18 protein-coding genes are annotated in these 15,964 nt (G+C 72.8%); 10 read left to right on the forward strand and 8 right to left on the reverse strand.

Annotation, left to right across the window (positions count from 1 at the left end; genetic code table 11):
• Positions 1 to 24: 24 nt before the first annotated feature.
• The 4 genes from GA0074704_RS18050 to GA0074704_RS18065 form a co-directional block, all read right to left on the reverse strand.
• Complete coding sequence (locus GA0074704_RS18050) at positions 25 to 1,554, reverse strand: ABC transporter substrate-binding protein (protein WP_088971593.1); 1,530 nt, start codon at positions 1,552 to 1,554, stop codon at positions 25 to 27.
• Between the two features lie 48 nt (positions 1,555 to 1,602).
• Positions 1,603 to 1,932, reverse strand: a complete 330-nt coding sequence (locus GA0074704_RS18055) for a hypothetical protein (protein ID WP_197697544.1) — start codon at positions 1,930 to 1,932, stop codon at positions 1,603 to 1,605.
• Positions 1,933 to 1,955: 23 nt separating this feature from the next.
• Entirely contained in the window at positions 1,956 to 2,918 is a 963-nt protein-coding gene (locus GA0074704_RS18060) for a DUF6772 family protein (RefSeq protein WP_197697545.1), read from the reverse strand.
• A 317-nt stretch (positions 2,919 to 3,235) separates the two neighbouring features.
• Positions 3,236 to 4,387 carry a phospholipase D-like domain-containing protein gene (locus tag GA0074704_RS18065; RefSeq protein ID WP_088971595.1) on the reverse strand — a complete coding sequence of 384 codons (1,152 nt, stop codon included), beginning with the start codon at positions 4,385 to 4,387 and terminating at the stop codon, positions 3,236 to 3,238.
• A 390-nt stretch (positions 4,388 to 4,777) separates the two neighbouring features.
• Here GA0074704_RS18065 and GA0074704_RS18070 point away from each other — a divergent pair, with 390 nt between their 5' ends.
• The 6 genes from GA0074704_RS18070 to GA0074704_RS18095 all read left to right on the forward strand — a co-directional run bounded on the left by GA0074704_RS18070 (position 4,778) and on the right by GA0074704_RS18095 (position 9,092).
• Positions 4,778 to 5,110, forward strand: a complete 333-nt coding sequence (locus GA0074704_RS18070) for an STAS domain-containing protein (protein WP_088971596.1) — start codon at positions 4,778 to 4,780, stop codon at positions 5,108 to 5,110.
• Positions 5,107 to 5,703, forward strand: a complete 597-nt coding sequence (locus GA0074704_RS18075) for an STAS domain-containing protein (protein ID WP_088971597.1) — start codon at positions 5,107 to 5,109, stop codon at positions 5,701 to 5,703. Before GA0074704_RS18070 ends, GA0074704_RS18075 begins: the two co-directional genes overlap by 4 nt.
• Before the next feature lie 74 nt (positions 5,704 to 5,777).
• The gene (locus tag GA0074704_RS18080) at positions 5,778 to 6,068 is read left to right on the forward strand and encodes a BON domain-containing protein (RefSeq protein WP_231926934.1); all 291 of its coding nucleotides are present in this window, start codon (positions 5,778 to 5,780) and stop codon (positions 6,066 to 6,068) included.
• Between the two features lie 57 nt (positions 6,069 to 6,125).
• A complete protein-coding gene (locus GA0074704_RS18085) occupies positions 6,126 to 7,472 on the forward strand; it encodes an MFS transporter (RefSeq protein ID WP_157743709.1) in 1,347 nt (448 codons plus the stop codon).
• Between the two features lie 145 nt (positions 7,473 to 7,617).
• The gene (locus GA0074704_RS18090) at positions 7,618 to 8,106 is read left to right on the forward strand and encodes a GNAT family N-acetyltransferase (protein ID WP_088971600.1); all 489 of its coding nucleotides are present in this window, start codon (positions 7,618 to 7,620) and stop codon (positions 8,104 to 8,106) included.
• 50 nt (positions 8,107 to 8,156) lie between these two features.
• Positions 8,157 to 9,092: a quinone oxidoreductase family protein gene (locus tag GA0074704_RS18095; protein ID WP_088971601.1), complete on the forward strand. Its 936-nt coding sequence runs from the start codon at positions 8,157 to 8,159 to the stop codon at positions 9,090 to 9,092.
• 12 nt (positions 9,093 to 9,104) lie between these two features.
• Here the strand turns inward: GA0074704_RS18095 and GA0074704_RS18100 are convergent, their stop codons facing one another.
• Together GA0074704_RS18100 and GA0074704_RS18105 are read right to left on the reverse strand one after the other, a co-directional pair.
• Positions 9,105 to 9,728 (reverse strand): CG0192-related protein, encoded by a 624-nt coding sequence (locus tag GA0074704_RS18100; RefSeq protein ID WP_088971602.1) that lies wholly within the window; start codon positions 9,726 to 9,728, stop codon positions 9,105 to 9,107.
• 55 nt (positions 9,729 to 9,783) lie between these two features.
• Positions 9,784 to 11,358, reverse strand: coding sequence for a Na+/H+ antiporter (locus tag GA0074704_RS18105; RefSeq protein ID WP_088971603.1), 1,575 nt, complete (start codon positions 11,356 to 11,358; stop codon positions 9,784 to 9,786).
• A 193-nt stretch (positions 11,359 to 11,551) separates the two neighbouring features.
• On the opposite strand from GA0074704_RS18105, the gene GA0074704_RS18110 reads away from it, so the two are divergent.
• The 3 genes from GA0074704_RS18110 (at position 11,552) to GA0074704_RS18120 (ending at position 13,427) form a co-directional block, all read left to right on the forward strand.
• Positions 11,552 to 11,917: a hypothetical protein gene (locus tag GA0074704_RS18110; protein ID WP_157743710.1), complete on the forward strand. Its 366-nt coding sequence runs from the start codon at positions 11,552 to 11,554 to the stop codon at positions 11,915 to 11,917.
• Between the two features lie 83 nt (positions 11,918 to 12,000).
• Entirely contained in the window at positions 12,001 to 12,609 is a 609-nt protein-coding gene (locus GA0074704_RS18115) for a phosphatase PAP2 family protein (RefSeq protein ID WP_377472234.1), read from the forward strand.
• Positions 12,610 to 12,641: 32 nt separating this feature from the next.
• Positions 12,642 to 13,427, forward strand: coding sequence for an enoyl-CoA hydratase/isomerase family protein (locus GA0074704_RS18120; RefSeq protein WP_088971605.1), 786 nt, complete (start codon positions 12,642 to 12,644; stop codon positions 13,425 to 13,427).
• A 7-nt stretch (positions 13,428 to 13,434) separates the two neighbouring features.
• On the opposite strand, the gene GA0074704_RS18125 is transcribed toward GA0074704_RS18120, so the two are convergent.
• Both GA0074704_RS18125 and GA0074704_RS18130 read right to left on the reverse strand, forming a co-directional pair.
• A complete protein-coding gene (locus tag GA0074704_RS18125) occupies positions 13,435 to 14,892 on the reverse strand; it encodes an SDR family oxidoreductase (protein ID WP_088971606.1) in 1,458 nt (485 codons plus the stop codon).
• 147 nt (positions 14,893 to 15,039) lie between these two features.
• Positions 15,040 to 15,492 carry a hypothetical protein gene (locus tag GA0074704_RS18130; protein ID WP_231926528.1) on the reverse strand — a complete coding sequence of 151 codons (453 nt, stop codon included), beginning with the start codon at positions 15,490 to 15,492 and terminating at the stop codon, positions 15,040 to 15,042.
• 82 nt (positions 15,493 to 15,574) lie between these two features.
• Between GA0074704_RS18130 and GA0074704_RS18135 the strand changes: the two genes are divergently transcribed.
• Positions 15,575 to 15,964 (forward strand): ribosomal maturation YjgA family protein, encoded by a 390-nt coding sequence (locus GA0074704_RS18135; RefSeq protein ID WP_088971607.1) that lies wholly within the window; start codon positions 15,575 to 15,577, stop codon positions 15,962 to 15,964.

Genomic DNA, 15,964 nt, shown 5'->3' on the forward strand with positions numbered 1-15,964 from the left:
CGTCGAGCGGCCGGTGGGGACCGCTCAGCCTCCCATCAGCACTGTGGACAGGTCGGGTTGGTTGCTGGGAACCGGCGTGAAGCCCCGCACCGTGTCGCGGACCGCGTAGGCGGTGGTGATGGTCGCCGGGAAGATCCCGACGGCATCGTCCCAGATCGTCTTGCACGCCTGGGCGTACAGGGCCTTGCGCTCGGCCTGCTCCGCCGAGCCGCGGGCCTTGGCCAGCAGCTCGTCCAGCGCCGGGTTGCGGTAGCCCATCCGGTTGGCCTTGGAGGTGTAGAGCCGGCCGAGGGTGAAGTCGGCGTCGCCGGTGGTGACCGTGTTGGTCTGCAGGTCCATGTCCCAGTCGAGCTTGTTGAGCCGCTCCAGCCAGGTCGCCTTCTCCACCTGCTGCGCCTCGACGGTGATCCCCACCTTGGCCCAGCTGGCGATCATCGACTGGGCCAGCTGGGAGATCAGCGGTCCACTGGTGGCGAACCACATCATCGAGGTCTTGAAGCCGCCGCCGAGGCCGGCCTCGGCGAGCAGCTGCTTGGCCCGTGCCGGGTCGTAGGCGTACGGCTGCTGCGGCGCGGCGCCGAAGACGGTGGACGGGATGGGCGAGTCCATCACCGTGGCGGCGTCGCCGTACAGGTCGCGGACGATGTTGTTGACGTCGACCGCGTGCCACATGGCGCGCCGGACCCGCGGGTCGGTGAAGGGCTTGCGGGAGCAGTTGAACCAGTTGAGGAAGTAGACGTAGCTCGGCACCCGGTCGACCTTGACGCCGTCCTTGCCGGTCACGTCCCGGACCTGGTCCGGCGGCACCGGCCAGAACGCGTCGACGTCGCCGGTGAGCAGCGAGGTGATCGCGGTGGAGGTCTCCGCGATGTACGGCAGCTCGACCGCCGGGCTCTTGGCCGCGTCCCCCCAGTAGGTGTCGGCCTTGACCAGGCTGAGCTTCGACGACGGCGCGAAGGCGTCCACCTTGTACGGCCCGCTGCCGATCGGCTTGCGGAAGAAGCCGGGCTCGGCCAGCCGCTTGGCCGGCGGGATGAACAGCAGGGTCAGGTTGACCAGCAGGGTGCCCAGCGGCCCGTCGGTGCGGACGGTGACCGTGGTCGGGTCGGTCGCCTCGGCCGACTTCACCGAGCCCCACAGGGCCGAGAGGTTGGTGGTGGTGTCGATCGCCTTGCGGATCGAGGCGACCACGTCCTCGGCGGTGAGCTTGCTGCCGTCGTGGAAGGTGACGTCGTCGCGGAGCTTGAACACCCAGGTCTGCGGGTCCGGCCGGGCCCAGGAGGTCGCCAGGGCAGGGCCGTAGCCGTCGCCCTGGCGGCGCACCAGGGTGTCGAAGATGAGCCGGCGGGCCATCAGGGCGGGCTCGTCCACCGTGGTGTTCGGGCTCAGCGGGTCGAGGTCGGTGATCGGCTGTGCGAAGCAGACCTTGAGGGCGGCCTTCGCCTTCTCCGCGTCGCCGCCGGCCACCCCGCAGGCCGCCAGGTAGGTGCTCGCCGCTCCGATGCCGGCGACGGTCAGGAACCGCCGGCGGTTGATGGTGGTGTGGTTGTCCATCGCCTTCTCCTCAGAAGGGTTGGGCCGTCGGCGACGCGGGAGGCGTCGTCAGGCCTTGAGCGCGAGATAGATCAGGGTGGGCACCTGGGTGCCGGCGGAATCGCCGTGCACGGTGGCGCGCAGTCGCAGCCAGCCGCCGAACTCGCGGCTGACCCAGGTGACCAGTCCGGCGGCGTCGACCGAGGTGGCCGGCTCGTCGAGGTCGACCCAGTTGAGGCCGTCCGGGGAGACCTGGACGGTGCAGTCGAAGCCGCTGACGCCGGCCGGCAGGTCGAGCACCCGCAGGAACCAGCGGGCCTCCCGGGCCCAGGCGACCTCGTAGGGCTCGGTGGTGTAGTGCGGACCGGTGATGCCGTCACGTTCGAGGACGGCCGTCATGGAGTTGTGCATTTTTTGTTGGCCTACCAATCCGTCGAGATAAGGACGGAGTCGAGGTACACGAAATTGCGTACGTTGGTGTGGGTGCGGACACTCACGTAGAAGTTGAGCAAATTGTTGAGCGAACCGTACGTTTCGTCGTAGGGGGGAACCGGAACGTCGGAGAGGTCCATGATCCGGTCGTTCACCTGAATTTCGACGTTGCGCCGGGTGCCGGTGTCGATGACCCAGCGAAGGTAATGCCAGTTGACCTTCGTCGGCACCTCGTTGTAGCACAGTTCCTGGCGCTCGCCGACCGGGCTCCAGTCGGCCGGGTCCGGCGCGGTGAAGTCGGCGGTGCGGGGCAGCTTCAGCTTGCCCTCGAAGTGCTCGCGCGGGGTCGGCTCGGGCACCGTCGGGTAGACCCACTGCTGGGTGAGGTTGTTGTCCAGATCGGTGTTCAGGTAGCGCATGACGGTGTGGTAGCGGGTGCCGTCGCAGATGTCGGTGGCCACGGTCAGGGCGCCGAACTGGGTCTCCGACGGGTGGAAGTTGGCGTCCCAACCGCTGCTGCCGGCCTGCTCAGCGGCCTGGTTCTCGTCCGACGCGGCCTCGGCGTTGTAGGAGAAGTAGGTCTCGAACTGCACCTTGCCCCGGCCGGCCATGGTGAGCCGGCGGATGGCGACCCCGGTGTGGCCGCTGACCGGCCTGGTGGCGACCTTCAACGCGTACGTGCCGCTCATGGCGCCGTGCGTGCCGATGTCGAAGAAGTTGCACGCGCTCAGCTGCGGCGGCCGGAAGTCGCGCATGTGGTCGTCGACGACGGAGAGGTCACCCTTCTCGTCGTGATTGCCGATCAGCTCCGTCCAGCCGTGGGTGCCGGTGTTGAAGTCGTCGTGGCAGAGGATTCTCGGCAGCGGGTTGAATCGGGACAGCCGCGGATCGGCGGCGATGGTCGCCCGCCGGATCTGCTCACCGATGTCAACGGTTTGAGGTGCCTGGGTCACGCTAACTCCGCTCGTCACCATTAACGTTCATGTGGCTCCGCCGTGAAAAGCGGCGGCATTAACGTTGAGATTGCTGCCAGGTTACGGGCGGCCCACAGGGGTGTCAAGGGATCGAAAATGCGCTTCCGGTGCCGGGTGACCGAATTGGTGACGGTCGGGGAACACCCGCCGACGGTGGGTGACCCGACGGCCCGACTGATGGCCGGGTGTCGGTTTCGTCCACCCGGCGGAGCCTGCCGACACTTTTTCGTCGGGCCGGAACGCACCGGGGCCCGGTGGCCGGCATCCGCCGACCACCGGGCCCCTTCGGGGCGGGATCAGCCGGCGACGGCGTACATCGCCTCGAAGCCCGCCCGGTACTGCTCGTACACCGAGGCGATGTTCGTCCGCACCATGGCCTCGTCGTTGCGGCGCAGCGAGGTGCGGTTGAAGTTGGGGCTGCCGGTCATCACGAACCGGGCGCCACCGTTCTCCACCAGCAGGAACTTGGAGTGGATACGGCCCGGCAGGGTCGAGGAGTTGAGTTCCCGCAGGGTGATGTTCGGGTGCGAGGACAGCAGCGCGTGGACCTCGTCGTCCATCAGGCCGTGCACGATCCGCACCTGACAGCCCCGCTCGGCGAGCGCGACGATCCGCTCGGCGATGCCGATCCGGTAGCTGTCCCACTCGGACATCCCGATCCGGATCGTGGCGTCCGCCCCGCAGCCGACCTTGTCCAACTGCTCGACGATCGGGTCACCCTCGGCGCGGGGGAAGAAGTAGGCGGTCACCGAACCGCCGGGCATGCCGGTGGTGACGGTCCGGTAGTAGTCCTCGGTGCGCCGCTCGGCCGCCAGGTCCTCGAAGTAGGCGTCGTAGGCGGCGTAGAGACGGTGGTTGCCGACCAGCGTCATCGCGTTGTTCCAGTAGGTGGCGGAGTTGACGTCGGTGAAGTTGGCCGACGACTGCACCACCACCTCGGACTGCCCGCCGGTGGTCGAGAACAGGTAGAACTTGTTGTGGTTGCCCTTGGTGCCGATGCAGGCGGCGGTGTTGCCCTCCGGGGAGAGCCCGGTGCACACGTGCAGCCACGACCCGCCCGAGCGGTCGGTGCCCAGCTCGGCGCGGAGTGCCTGCACGGCCGGGTTGGTCACCTGCCAGCCGTCGAGGACCAGCTGCACGTCGACGCCGCGCCGCCGGGCCGCGATCAGCTCGCCGGCGAAGTCCAGCCCGGCGGCGCCGGAGATGACGAAGTGGGCGATCCGGATCCGTGAGCCGGCGGGCGCCTGCCGGACCAGGCCGCAGATCTGACGTACGACGGCGGTGGGGTCACCCGCGGCCGGGTTGTTGAGCACGGCGCCGGTGGTCACCGGGTTGGTCGGGGCGCCCTGACAGGGCTGGGACACCGTGCTGGCGGCGGCGGGAACCGCGGCCAGCGTCGACAGCAGCGTCGCCGAGGCGGCCGTGGCCAAGATCGTCGGAATACGCACAGGTGTTCTCCGTTCGGGAGACAGGGATGGAGGCTCGGCCGGAGGAGGCGGGAACCGGGGAACGATCGCGCGCAGGAGATCCTCCGGGATCGCGCGACCAGCCAAGCACGGCTGGAACAGGCCCGAGCAACGATGACATTAACGTTCATGTAACAGCGACCACAACCCTCCTCTGTGGTCACCGGCCGGGCACCCTCGGTGCCGGAGGCCGTCCCACCTGCACCGGAGTCCACCGGCGGGAGCAGGATCCGGGCCACAACGACGAGCCCGCTTCCACGTCCGGGACCGAGTCCCGGTTTGTCACGCGACTGTCATACCGCCGCGCGGTGACCGCCACACGGGCCGGTGAGGGTGGCATCCGGAAGAGCCCGCAACGGAGAGGACGGAGCTGTGACAACGCCACCGCCACCGCCACCGCGCCGGCTCGCGCTGGTCGAGGTGCGCATCGACGAGGACGACCTGACCCAACTGTCGGAGACCCGGGCCTGCTTCGACCGGTTGCTGGCCCTGCGGCCCGGCCGGGTGGAGGTCGACCTCTCCGGCTGTCGGTGGCTGGACCTCGCCGCGCTCCACCTGCTGCGCGACGTGCACCGGCGGCTGACCGGGGCCCGGGCGGTCCTCGCCGTACGCGCCGCCGACCCCGACGTGCGCCGCGCGTTGCGAGCGGCCGGACTGGAGCCCTCGCTCCCGGTCCCGGCCGGCCAGGAAGGGAGAGTGGGATGACCGTCGTTCCGAACGACGACCGGATGACGCTGATCTGCGACAGCTGCGGCGACACCGTCTCGGCCGCCGCCACCGTGCTGCCGGACCCCGAGGTCGTCTGGACCCTCATCTCCGAGCTCGGCTGGAGCGGCTCGCCGTTCGCCACCGGGTCGCACCGCTGCCCGTACTGCAGCCTCCAGGAGCCGGCCGACGCCGGCCGACCGGCCTGCGCCGGGCACGGGCCGGGCGGCATCGTCGGCATCGACCATCTCGGCGACGTCACCGTGGTCACCGCGACCGGCGACATCGACCTGGACAGCGGCGACACCCTGCGCGCCGCCCTGCGGCACGCCGCCGACATGGGCGGTGACGTGGTGGTCGACCTGAGCCGGGTGCACATCATCGACTCGACCGGGCTCGGCGTGCTCGTCCGCGCCCACCGTGACGCCCGGGACCGGGGAGCCCGGCTCTGCCTGGCGGGACCGTCCCGGTTCGTCCGCACCGTCCTGCACACCATGCGACTGGACGGGCTCTTCCCGACCTTCGACACCGCCGCCGCAGCCGTCGCGGCCCTGTCGGCCACCGAACCGACGCCGGCGCACACCCGCTCCTGAGCTCCCACCGCGCTGGCCCGGCGGCCCGGCGCGGCGTCCGTCCCCGCTGCCGAGGAGGCTTGTTCCCCGTGGTGATGTTCTGGCCGTTCCCCGACGATCACACCTGGGGCGGCGCGGCCGGCGTCCCGGACCTCGGGGACGACGACGCGCGGATCGCCACGGCGGTGGCCCGCCTGCTGGCCACCCACGCGGCGACCCGCCGGCAGCGGCTCACGGTGAGCGCCCAGAACCGGGTGGTCATCCTCACCGGTGCGGTCAGCGACCCGCACGCCCGGCGGATCGCCGGCACGCTGGCCTGGCAGGCCCCGGGCGTGGCCGACGTGTGCAACGCGCTGCGGCTGCCCACCCCCCGGCAGCGGGCCTGACCGTCGCGGGTGGGTGGCCGCGACGGCGCCGGCCGCCGGCCGTACGCTGAAGAGATCATGGCAGATCGCCGCACTCACAACCTTCGTGCCGTTCTCGGGGCGCCCGCGTTCCGCCGGCTGCTCGGCGTCCGACTCGGCGGCCAGTTCACCGACGGGGTGTTCCAGGCCGCCCTGGCCGGCAGTGTGCTGTTCAACCCGGACCGGCAGGCCACCCCTACCGCGATCGCGCTGGCCGCGGCGGTGCTGGTGCTGCCGTACTCGCTGGTGGGCCCGTTCGCGGGCGTGCTGCTGGACCGGTGGAGCCGCCGGTCGGTGATCTGGTGGACGAACGTGCTGCGGGCCGGGCTGGTGCTGCCGATCGCCGCGCTGGTCCTCGTCGGCGACGAGGGCGGGCTGTTCTTCACCGCGACACTTGTCGTGATCGGCCTGGGCCGGCTGCTGCTGTCGGGCCTGTCGGCGGCCACCCCGCACGTGGTCACCGACGACCGGCTGGTCACCGCGAACGCGGTGGCGGGCACCGCCGGCTCGGTGGCGTACTCACTGGGCATGGGGTGCGCGCTGGCGCTGCTGCGCACGGTCTTCCCGGCCGGCAACCACGGGTACGCGGCCCTGGCGCTGCTGGCGCCGGTGGGCTATCTGGCCTGCGCCGTGGCCGCCCGGGCCTGTTTCACCCGTGGGCAGCTCGGCCCGGACGAGGTGGTGCCGCACCGGCCCGGCCTGGCCGGGGAGGCCGGCGCGGTGCTGCGCGGCATGGTCGACGGGGTCCGACACCTGGGCTCGGCGCGGGGCGCCGCGTACGCGATGGCCGCCCAGGCCGGCTTCCGGGTGCTGTTCGGGGCGCTGGCGCTGGCGCTGCTGCTGCTGTACCGCAGCGTCTTCGGCGCCGACGACCTGACCGGCGCGTCCACACAACTGGGTCTGGTCTTCGCCGCCGGGGCGCTGGGGGTGCTGGCGGCGGCCACCGTCACCCCGCCGGTGTCTCGGCGCGTCGGTGGCTGGCGCTGGGTGACCGGGCTGCTCACCGCGGTCGCGCTGGCCGTGCCGGTCTTCGGGCTGCCGTTCGCTCCCCCACTGTTGATCATCCTGGTCCTCGTGGTCAACGTCGCGGGGCACGGCATCAAGATCGTGGTGGACACGATGGTGCAGCACGAGTGCGCCGACGCGTTCCGGGGTCGGGTCTTCGCGGTCAACGACACCGTGTTCAACCTGGCGTACGTGGTCGGCATGGTCGGCGCGTCGAAGTTCCTGCCGGTGGACGGGCGCTCGTCGGCGCTGCTGGTGGCCGCCGCCCTCGGCTACGCGGCGCTGGCCGGGGCGTACGCGCTGGCGGCGGGGCGGTGGGCCCGGCGGGCCGGGGACGACATCGCCGACCCGGAGCGGATGGCGCTGCTCAGCCACCGCTGAGGCCACCGGCGGCGAGCCGCGGCCCGGCACCCACCGGCGTCTCGGCCGTCGGTCGACCGAAACCCGGTCGACCTGGTGGCCGACCACCGAATACATTCCGGTCCGACCGATCCGGTCGACCGGCGCCCGAGCGGGGAGGAAGCTTATGATCCGCGCGATCACCGCGGACGACGCGTCCGACGTGGTGACCCTGGCGGTCGCCGCCGAACTGTTCGCGCCGGACGAGGCCGGCATCGTGCGGCAGATGATGGCGGACTATGTCGCCACCCGGGCGGCCGAGGGTCACCGGTGTCTGGTCGACGACCGCGACGGTCGGCTGGTCGCCGTCGCGTACTACGAACCCCTGCCCGCCACCGACCGGACGTGGGAGCTCACCATGATCGGCGTCGACCGAGAGCACCACCGGCGGGGTCTGGGCACCGGGCTGCTGGAGGCCGTGGAGGCCGACCTCGCCGGGCGGGACCAGCGGCTGCTACTGGTCGAGACGTCGGCGACCGCCGCCTTCGACCGCGCGCGGGCCTTCTACCTGGCGCGTGGCTACGACGAGGAGGCGCGGGTCCGGGACTACTACCAGGCCGGCGACGACATGGTGCTGTTCCGCAAGGCTCTCGTCCCGGCCTCCGCCGACATCTGAGGGCGCCACGAATCGGGCTGGGTGAGGGTCACCGGACGAAGGAGGCCGCCGTGCGCAGGATCCGCTACCACGAGTACGGCGGCCCCGAGGTGCTGCGCCTGGAGGAGGCCCCCGAGCCGGTGCCCGCGCCGGGCGAGCTGCTCGTGCGTACCAGCGTTATCGGGGTCACCCTGCCGGGGGTACGCCGGGTGCGCGGCGACGGCGCGTCGGCGCCCCTGCCGGCGGTGCTCGGCGGCGAGGTAGCCGGCCGGGTCACCGCCGTGGGCGCCGACGTCACCGGGTTCGCCGTCGGCGACCGGGTCACCGCGTTGGCGTTCGCCGGCGCGTACGCCGACACGGTGGTCGTACCGGCCACGATGGCCAGTCTCGTCCCCGACGGCGCCGCCGACTCCCTCGCCGTGGCGCTGGTCCGCAGCGGGCACGTGGCGCTGGGTGTGCTGGCCACCGCCGCCGTCGCGGAACACGAGTCCGTGCTGGTCACCGGCGCGGCCAGCGGGGTCGGTCATCTGGCCGTGCAACTCGCGAGGCTGGCCGGCGCCGCCCGGGTGGTGGCCGCCGTCAGCAGTCCGGCCAAGGCGCCGTTCCTGCGCGGGCTCGGCGCCGACGAGGTGGTCACCTACGACGACGGGCGGTGGGGCGAGCCGGTCGACGTGGTCCTCGACGGGGTGGGCGGCGACCTGCTGCCGCGCGCCCTGGCGGCCGTACGGCCCGGCGGCCGGCTGGTCTACTTCGCCTCCGGTGGCGGCACCGTGTCGGCGTCGGACCTGCTGGCCGGGGCGAAGACCGTGACCGGCTTCGCCACCGCCCGCTTCGCCGCCACCCGACCCGACGAGTACGCCGCACACCACCGGCGGCTGTGGGAGCTGGCCCTGGCCGGCCGGCTGCGACCCGCCGTACACGCCGAACTGCCGCTGACCGCCGCCGCCGAGGCGCACCGGATCATCGAGGCCCGGGCCAACCTTGGCAAGGTGGTCCTTCGCCCCTGACCACCGGTCCGTTCAGCGGGCCACCGCGTACGCCAGCGGCAGCGGCGCCTGCCCCTGCCAGCCACCGGTCAGCCGGGCGCCCGGCAGACCAGGGTCGGCGCCGAGCCGCCGCAGCACCGACAGTTCGACGGTGTCGGCGACGACCCGGGTCGGATCGCCGTCCTCGACCCGCTCGACCGTCCGCACCCGGGGCGCGTCCGCTCCGGCGCCGTCGGCGGCGATGCTCATGCTGGCCGCCCGCCGCTCCAACCGGCCGTCGACCTCGAAGTGCTCCTCCGCCTGGCCGCCGTCGGCGAGGATCGCCCGGGCCAGCGCGTCGGCGTAGACCGGGTCGCCGCAGGCGTCGTACACCCAGCGGCGGCCCAGCACGGAGTGCTCGCAGGTGCCGACCAGCCAGCGCTCGGCCCCGGTCAGCGGCGACCCTCGGTAGGTCAGCGGCACCTGGTGGACCGGCCCGGCGCCGAGGCGTACCAGGATGGTCTCGACGCCGACCTCGCCGGCCGGGTCGTCGAACCGGTACGCGGCCACCCGCTCGACCGGGCCGTCGCCACCGGCGAACCAGGGGCGACCGGGCAGCCAGGGCGCCAGGAGTTCGAGCTTGGTGGGGCGCAGTTCCGCGCGGTGCAGCAGGGCCATGCCCACGATCCTAGATCCACCGTCGCCCACCCGGCCGCCCCTGCGCCGCCCGCGGTCAGTCCTCGGTGACCGGGCCGATCAGCCGGATCTCCTCGACGTCCAGGGCGGCCTGCACCTCGCGCAGCACCACGTCGTCGATGGCGTTGGTGTCGCGGAGCCGGGTGACCTCGCGGCGCTTGTGCTCGAGTACGCCGAGGCGCAGCCGCCGGGCGATCTCCCGTTCCTGCTCGGTGCCCTCCCCGCCGGAGCGGCGGGCGTCCTGCAGGTGGTCCTGGTAGTCGGCGCGGAGCCGTTCGACGACGTCGGGCGCGGCACCCACCTCGGCGGCCACCTGCGGCAGGGCGGCCAGGCCGGCCTCGGTGGCCCGGATCCGGGTGGCCCGCAGCTCGTCCTCGCGCCGTCGGTCGCCCTGCAGGCCGGCCCACCCGACGACCGCCGGCAGGGTGGTGCCCTGGATCAGCATGGTCAGCACGATGACCGTCACGGTGACGAAGATGATCAGATCGCGCTCGTGCACGGGTGCGCCGCTCATGGTGGTCATCGGCACCGCCAGCGCGGCGGCGAGGGAGACGGCGCCCCGGAAGCCGGCCCAGCCCATCGCCGTACGGACGCGGGCGTCGAAGCGGCGTTCCTGCCGGGAGGGGCGCCGGTCGACGCCCTGGAGGGTGGCCAGCGCCAGGTGCACCCAGCCCATCCGCACGGCCACCACGACGGCGGTCACGGCGGCGGCGATGCCCAGCGACTCCATCGGCGAGTGGCTGGTGATGCCGCGCAGGGAGCGGGGCACCTGGGTGCCGAGCAGCACGAAGAGACTGCCGTTGATCATGAAGGTGGTGATGTCCCAGAAGGCGTAGGCGGCCACCCGGGAGCGGGCCCGGATGATCCGCGGGCCGGTCCAGGACAGGATCAGCCCGGTGACCACCACGGCGAGCACGCCGCTGGCGTGCACGGTCTCGGCGAGCAGGAACGCGATGAACGGCACCAGCGCGCTCAGGCCACCCTCGCGCAGCGGGTCGTCGAGCCGACGGCGGATCAGCACGACGATGCCGCCGACCACCATCCCGGCGGCGATCCCTCCGGCCGCCGAGCCGGCGAACCGGCCGACCAGCCGGAAACCGCCGGGGACGGCGCCGCCGACGATCACCGCGACGGCGACGGCGTAGAGCACCAGGGCCGTACCGTCGTTGATCAGGCTCTCGGCCCGCAGGGTGGTCAGGATGTTACGGGGCATCCGCTTGGCCAGGCCCGCGACGGCGGCGGCGTCGGTCGGGGCGAGCACCGCGCCGAGCACCCAGGCCGCGGCCGGTTCCACCCCCAGGGCCTGGGCCGCGTACGCCACGGCGGCCATCGTGAGGACCACCAGCGCCACCGCCAGCAGGGTGATGACCAGGAAGTTCGACCGGATCTCCCGGATGCTGGTCACCAGGGTCTCGCGGTAGAGGATGGCCGGCAGGAAGAGCAGCAGCACCACCTCCGGCTCGAGGCTGATCCGGTCGAAGGGCGGCACCAGCCCGATCAGGGTGCCCAGGCCGATGAGCAGGACGGGCGGCGCGACGCTGTACCGGCCGCCGAGCGTGGTGCCGATCAGCACGGTCACGCCCAGCACCACGATCAGTTCGAGCCCGACCACGTCACCCCCGTCAGCTGCGCGGTCCCCACGGTGGCCGCCTCCACATGGTGGTACCGGTCGGACCCGACCGGCGGGCGAAACGACCGAATTGCCGGCCACCCCGGCCGCGTGCGAGAATTTTTCCTCGGCCGGCAGGTTTCGGGGCGGGCGCGGCCGGAAACTGTGGGTCCCGTTGAAAGAGGGGGGACCACGCGTGTCCAGTTCCAAGTCTGAGCAGCCGCGTCAGGGCGACGAACGTCCGGCCGAGGTGCGCGACCCGCTGCTGTGGAAGCTCGCCCTGGGAGTGGCCGACGCCCACGGGCCCGATGACGACGGCACCTGCAACAACCTCGGCTGCGCCGGCCAGAGCTGGCCGTGCACGGCCTGGAACAACGCCCAGCACGCGCTGAAGATGGCCCGGACCGAGCCGGCCGGGCAGCCCTCGGCGGTCCCCGCCGGACCGGCCACCGCCGAGCCGAGCGGCCAGCGCCCCGAGCCGATCATCGGCTGGTCCACCGACCTGGCCAGCCGGGCGACGTCCCGCGACCAGCATCCGGTGGTCGTCAGCTCCGCGGCGTGACACCCCACCGCCGCCCGGCCGCCTAGAGTGACCGGGCGGGCGGCACACCGCCGGCCGCACCCGTCTCGACAGGGGGCCTGGCCGTGTCCGAAGCCGTCGGCGTCTCCACCCGCAGCGGCGAGGACCGGGCCGCCCGGGTGGTCACCGAGGTCTTCGCCCCGGCCGTCTGGGCCGCCGCGATGCCGCTGGTGGTCGCCGTGCAGGCCGCCGGTTGGGTACGGGGACCGTTGTGGGGCCTGCTCGCCGTGTTCTTCTCCGCCGCGCTGCCGTACGGGATCGTCCTGCTCGCGGTGCGGCGGGGGCGACTGACCGACCACCACATCGGCGTACGCGAGCAGCGGCGCGGGCCGTTGCTGCTCGGCATGGTCTGCGTGCTGGTCGGTCTGGGGCTGCTCATCGATTTCGACGCGCCCCGGCGGCTGGTCGCGATGGTGGCGGTGATCCTCGCGGTGCTGGCGGTGGTCACCGCGGTGAACCAGGTCTGGAAGCTCAGCGTGCACTCCGCGGTCGCGGCCGCCTCGGTGACCGTGCTGACGGTGCTCCTCGGGCCGCCCCTGCTGGCCGGTTACGCGCTGGTCGCCCTGGTCGCGTGGTCCCGGGTTCGGCTCGGCGACCACACGACGCCGCAGGTCGTCGCGGGAACGGTCGCCGGGGTCGCGGTCGCCGCGCCGGTCTTTCTCGCCCTCACCTGACCGGGGCCGACGACCCCGCCTAGGCTGCACGGATGACCGAGCCCGCGCTGACCCGCCTGGACGTCGAGCCCTCCGGCCTGGCGGTGCTGACCGTCGCCGCCGGCCCGCTCAACCTCTACACCGCCGAGCTGCACGACGCGTTCGACGCCGCCCTGGACCGGCTGACCGCCGACACCCGGGCCCTGCTGCTGCGGGCGGAAGGGCGGGTGGTCAGCGCCGGCGTGGACGTCAACCTGTTCGCCGCCCAGCAGACCCCCGAGCAGGCGAAGGTCCTCTTCGACCGGATGCTGGAGCTGCCGCGGCGGATCGCCGGGCTGCCCTTCCCGACCGTCTTCGCCGCGCACGCGCTCTGCCTGACCTGGGCGTTCGAGGTGGCGGTGGCCTGCGACCTGATCGTGGCCGCCGAGCGGGCCAGCTTCGGCCTGGTGGAGAAGGTGGTGGGGTTGACCCCCACCATGGGCGGTACACAGCGGCTGGCGGCGCGGGCCGGAGTGGGCCGGGCCAAGGAGTTCGTCATGACCGGCGACCGCTATCCGGCGTCGGTGCTGCACAAGTGGGGTGTGGTCAACCGGGTGCTGCCCAACGAGGGGTTCGACGCGGCGGCCCGGGACTTCGCCGCCGGGCTGGCGGCCGGGCCCACCCGGGCGCACGCCGCCACCAAGCGGGTCCTGGACCATTTCGGCGACGGCGGGGTCGAGGCGGCGGACCAGGCCGTCACCACGATCGCCGCGGACCTCTACCGCACCGATGACCTGCGCAACGCCGTCCGCTCGTTCCTCGCCGACGGTCCGGGCAGGGCGACGTTCACCGGCCGCTGACCGGGTCTCACCAGGCGCAGGGGGCGTAGTCCTTGAGGAAGCAGCCGTAGACGTCCTCGCCACGCTCGCCGCGCACGATCGGGTCGTACACCCGGGCGGCGCCGTCGACCAGGTCCAGCGGGGCGTGGAAGCCCTCGTCGGCGAGGCGCATCTTGGTCGGGTGCGGTCGCTCGTCGGTGATCCAGCCGGTGTCGACGCTGGTCATCAGGATCCCGTCGGCGAGCATGTCCTCGGCGCTGGTGCGGGTCAGCATGTTCAGCGCCGCCTTGGCCATGTTGGTGTGCGGGTGGCCGGCACCCTTGTAGCCGCGCCCGAACTGCCCCTCCATCGCCGAGACGTTGACGATGTAGGTGCGTCGGGCCGGCGACGCGGCCAGCGCCGGGCGCAACCGGCTGACCAGCACGAACGGCGCGGTGACGTTGCACAGCTGCACCTCGAGCAGCTCCACCGGGTCCACCTCGTGCACCCGCTGCACCCAGCTGTTGACCGGCCCGAGGTCCGGGGCCAGGCCGCCGGCGTCGACGGCGGTTGCCGCGGCGATCCGCTCCGGCGAGGCGGAGCCGGTGGTCAGCGCGAGCGCGGTGAGGGCGTGCGGGGTGATCGTCGGGGATCCGGTCAGGGCGCCGGCCGGACTCTCCCGGTCGGCTCCGGGCTTGGCGAAGGTGAGCAGCTCCGGCAGCGGACCGTCGGGCAGGGCCGCGGACTCGGCGGCGACCAGATGGGCGTACGCCCCGGGGGTGCGCCGGACGGTCTGCGCCGCGTTGTTGATCAGGATGTCCAGCGGGCCCTGCGCGCTGACCGAGTCGGCGAGGGCGACCACCTGGGCCGGGTCGCGCAGGTCGATGCCGACCACCCGCAGCCGGTGCAGCCACTGGTCGCTGTCGGGCATCGCGGTGAACCGGCGGACGGCGTCGTGCGGGAACCGGGTGGTGATGGTGGTGTGGGCGCCGTCGCGGAGCAGCCGCAGCGCGATGTACATGCCGATCTTGGCGCGGCCACCGGTGAGCAGCGCCCGCCGGCCGGTCAGGTCGGTACGCGCGTCGCGCCGTTCCCGGTTGAGCGCCGCGCAGGACGGGCAGAGCTGGTGGTAGAACGCGTCCACCTCGCGGTAGCGGACCTTGCAGATGTAGCAGCCGCGCGGGTTGATCAGGGTGCCGGCGCTGGCACCCTCGGCGGTGGAGGCGAGCGGGAGGCCGCGGGTCTCGTCGTCGATGCGTCCCGGGGCGCCGGTGGCGGTGGCCGCGGTGACCTTACGGTCGTGGGCCAGTACGGCCTCCCGGCGCTCCTCGCGCCGCCGCTGCTTGATCACCTTGTACAGCCGCGCGGTGGCACGCTGCACCCGCACCACGTCGGGGTGGTCCGACGGCAGCGCCTCCAGCGCCTCGAAGACGCTCAGGCAGGTGGCCAACTGCTCCGGGCCGATGCCCCCGTCCGGTCCCGACTGTCCGACCTTGTCCTCAATCATCCCGCTACCGTCTCGCCCTCGTCACCGCGCCGATCGACCCGGGAACTCTACGCACCCGGGGCCCCGCCGCGCGACGGGCGGCGCGGTGATCTCGCCCGCACCGGCCGGCCGCTCCCCCGCCCCGACGGGCGGGTCACCGGGCTGCGGTCACCAGCCGGGCCACTGCACGGGCGGCACGACGGTCAGGCCCGGCTCGCCACTGATCGGCTCCAGGGCGTACCGGATGCGCAGCTCACCCTCCTCGTCGGTGAGCACCAGGCCGCTGCTGCCGTCGGCGGCGACGAGGATCCACCGGTCGGGGTGGCTGCTGTGGTCGTCGACCAGCGCCCGCACCCCGAACACCGGCGCCAGGGCGGTGGCCAGCTCCCACTCGTCCTGACCGGTGGCCTCGAACAGTTCCCGGTCGCCGATCAGCAGCCAGCCGAAACTCTCCCCCTCGCGCGGCGGCGTGCACATCACCACCGGGCGCGGTTCGCCGGGCGACCGGTCCTCGATCCGGCCGCAGTACACGTCCTGCGGCCGGATGCCGTACCGCTCCCGCAGCACCTGGCGCAGCCGCTGGGCCGGCAGTTCCTCCTCGAAGTGGATCTCGTAGAGCATCCCCGCACCTCACCGCTCGTCCGCCGCTTCGTACAGTGTGGAGCAGGTCGGCCACCACGGCGCGGGCATTAACATCCCGGGGGTGTCGATCACCCCCCGAACCGTCCGGCTGCTCACGCCGATGGCGGCGGCCCTCTTCCTCGGCGTCGCCCTGCTCATCCGGGTGGTGGACGACGGCGCACTGCGCCAGTACTCGGGGACCGCTCTGTACGGATCGATGGTATGGGCGGCGGTGCTGTTCCTCAAGCCGGCGATGCGGCCGGTCCTGGTCGGGGTGCTCGCGACGGTCTTCTGCTGGGCGGTGGAGTGCGCCCAGCTGACCGGGGTGCCCGCGGAGCTGTCGGCGCGCAGCCTGCTGGCCCGGTTGGTGCTCGGCGTGCAGTTCGACCCGGTGGACCTGGCCTGGTACCCGGTGGGCGTGGTGCCGCTGGTCGTCCTGCACCAGCTCCTCCGGGCGCCGGGCCGACGATAG

Origin of the sequence: Micromonospora siamensis (assembly GCF_900090305.1) — a bacterium.
Taxonomy (GTDB): domain Bacteria; phylum Actinomycetota; class Actinomycetes; order Mycobacteriales; family Micromonosporaceae; genus Micromonospora; species Micromonospora siamensis.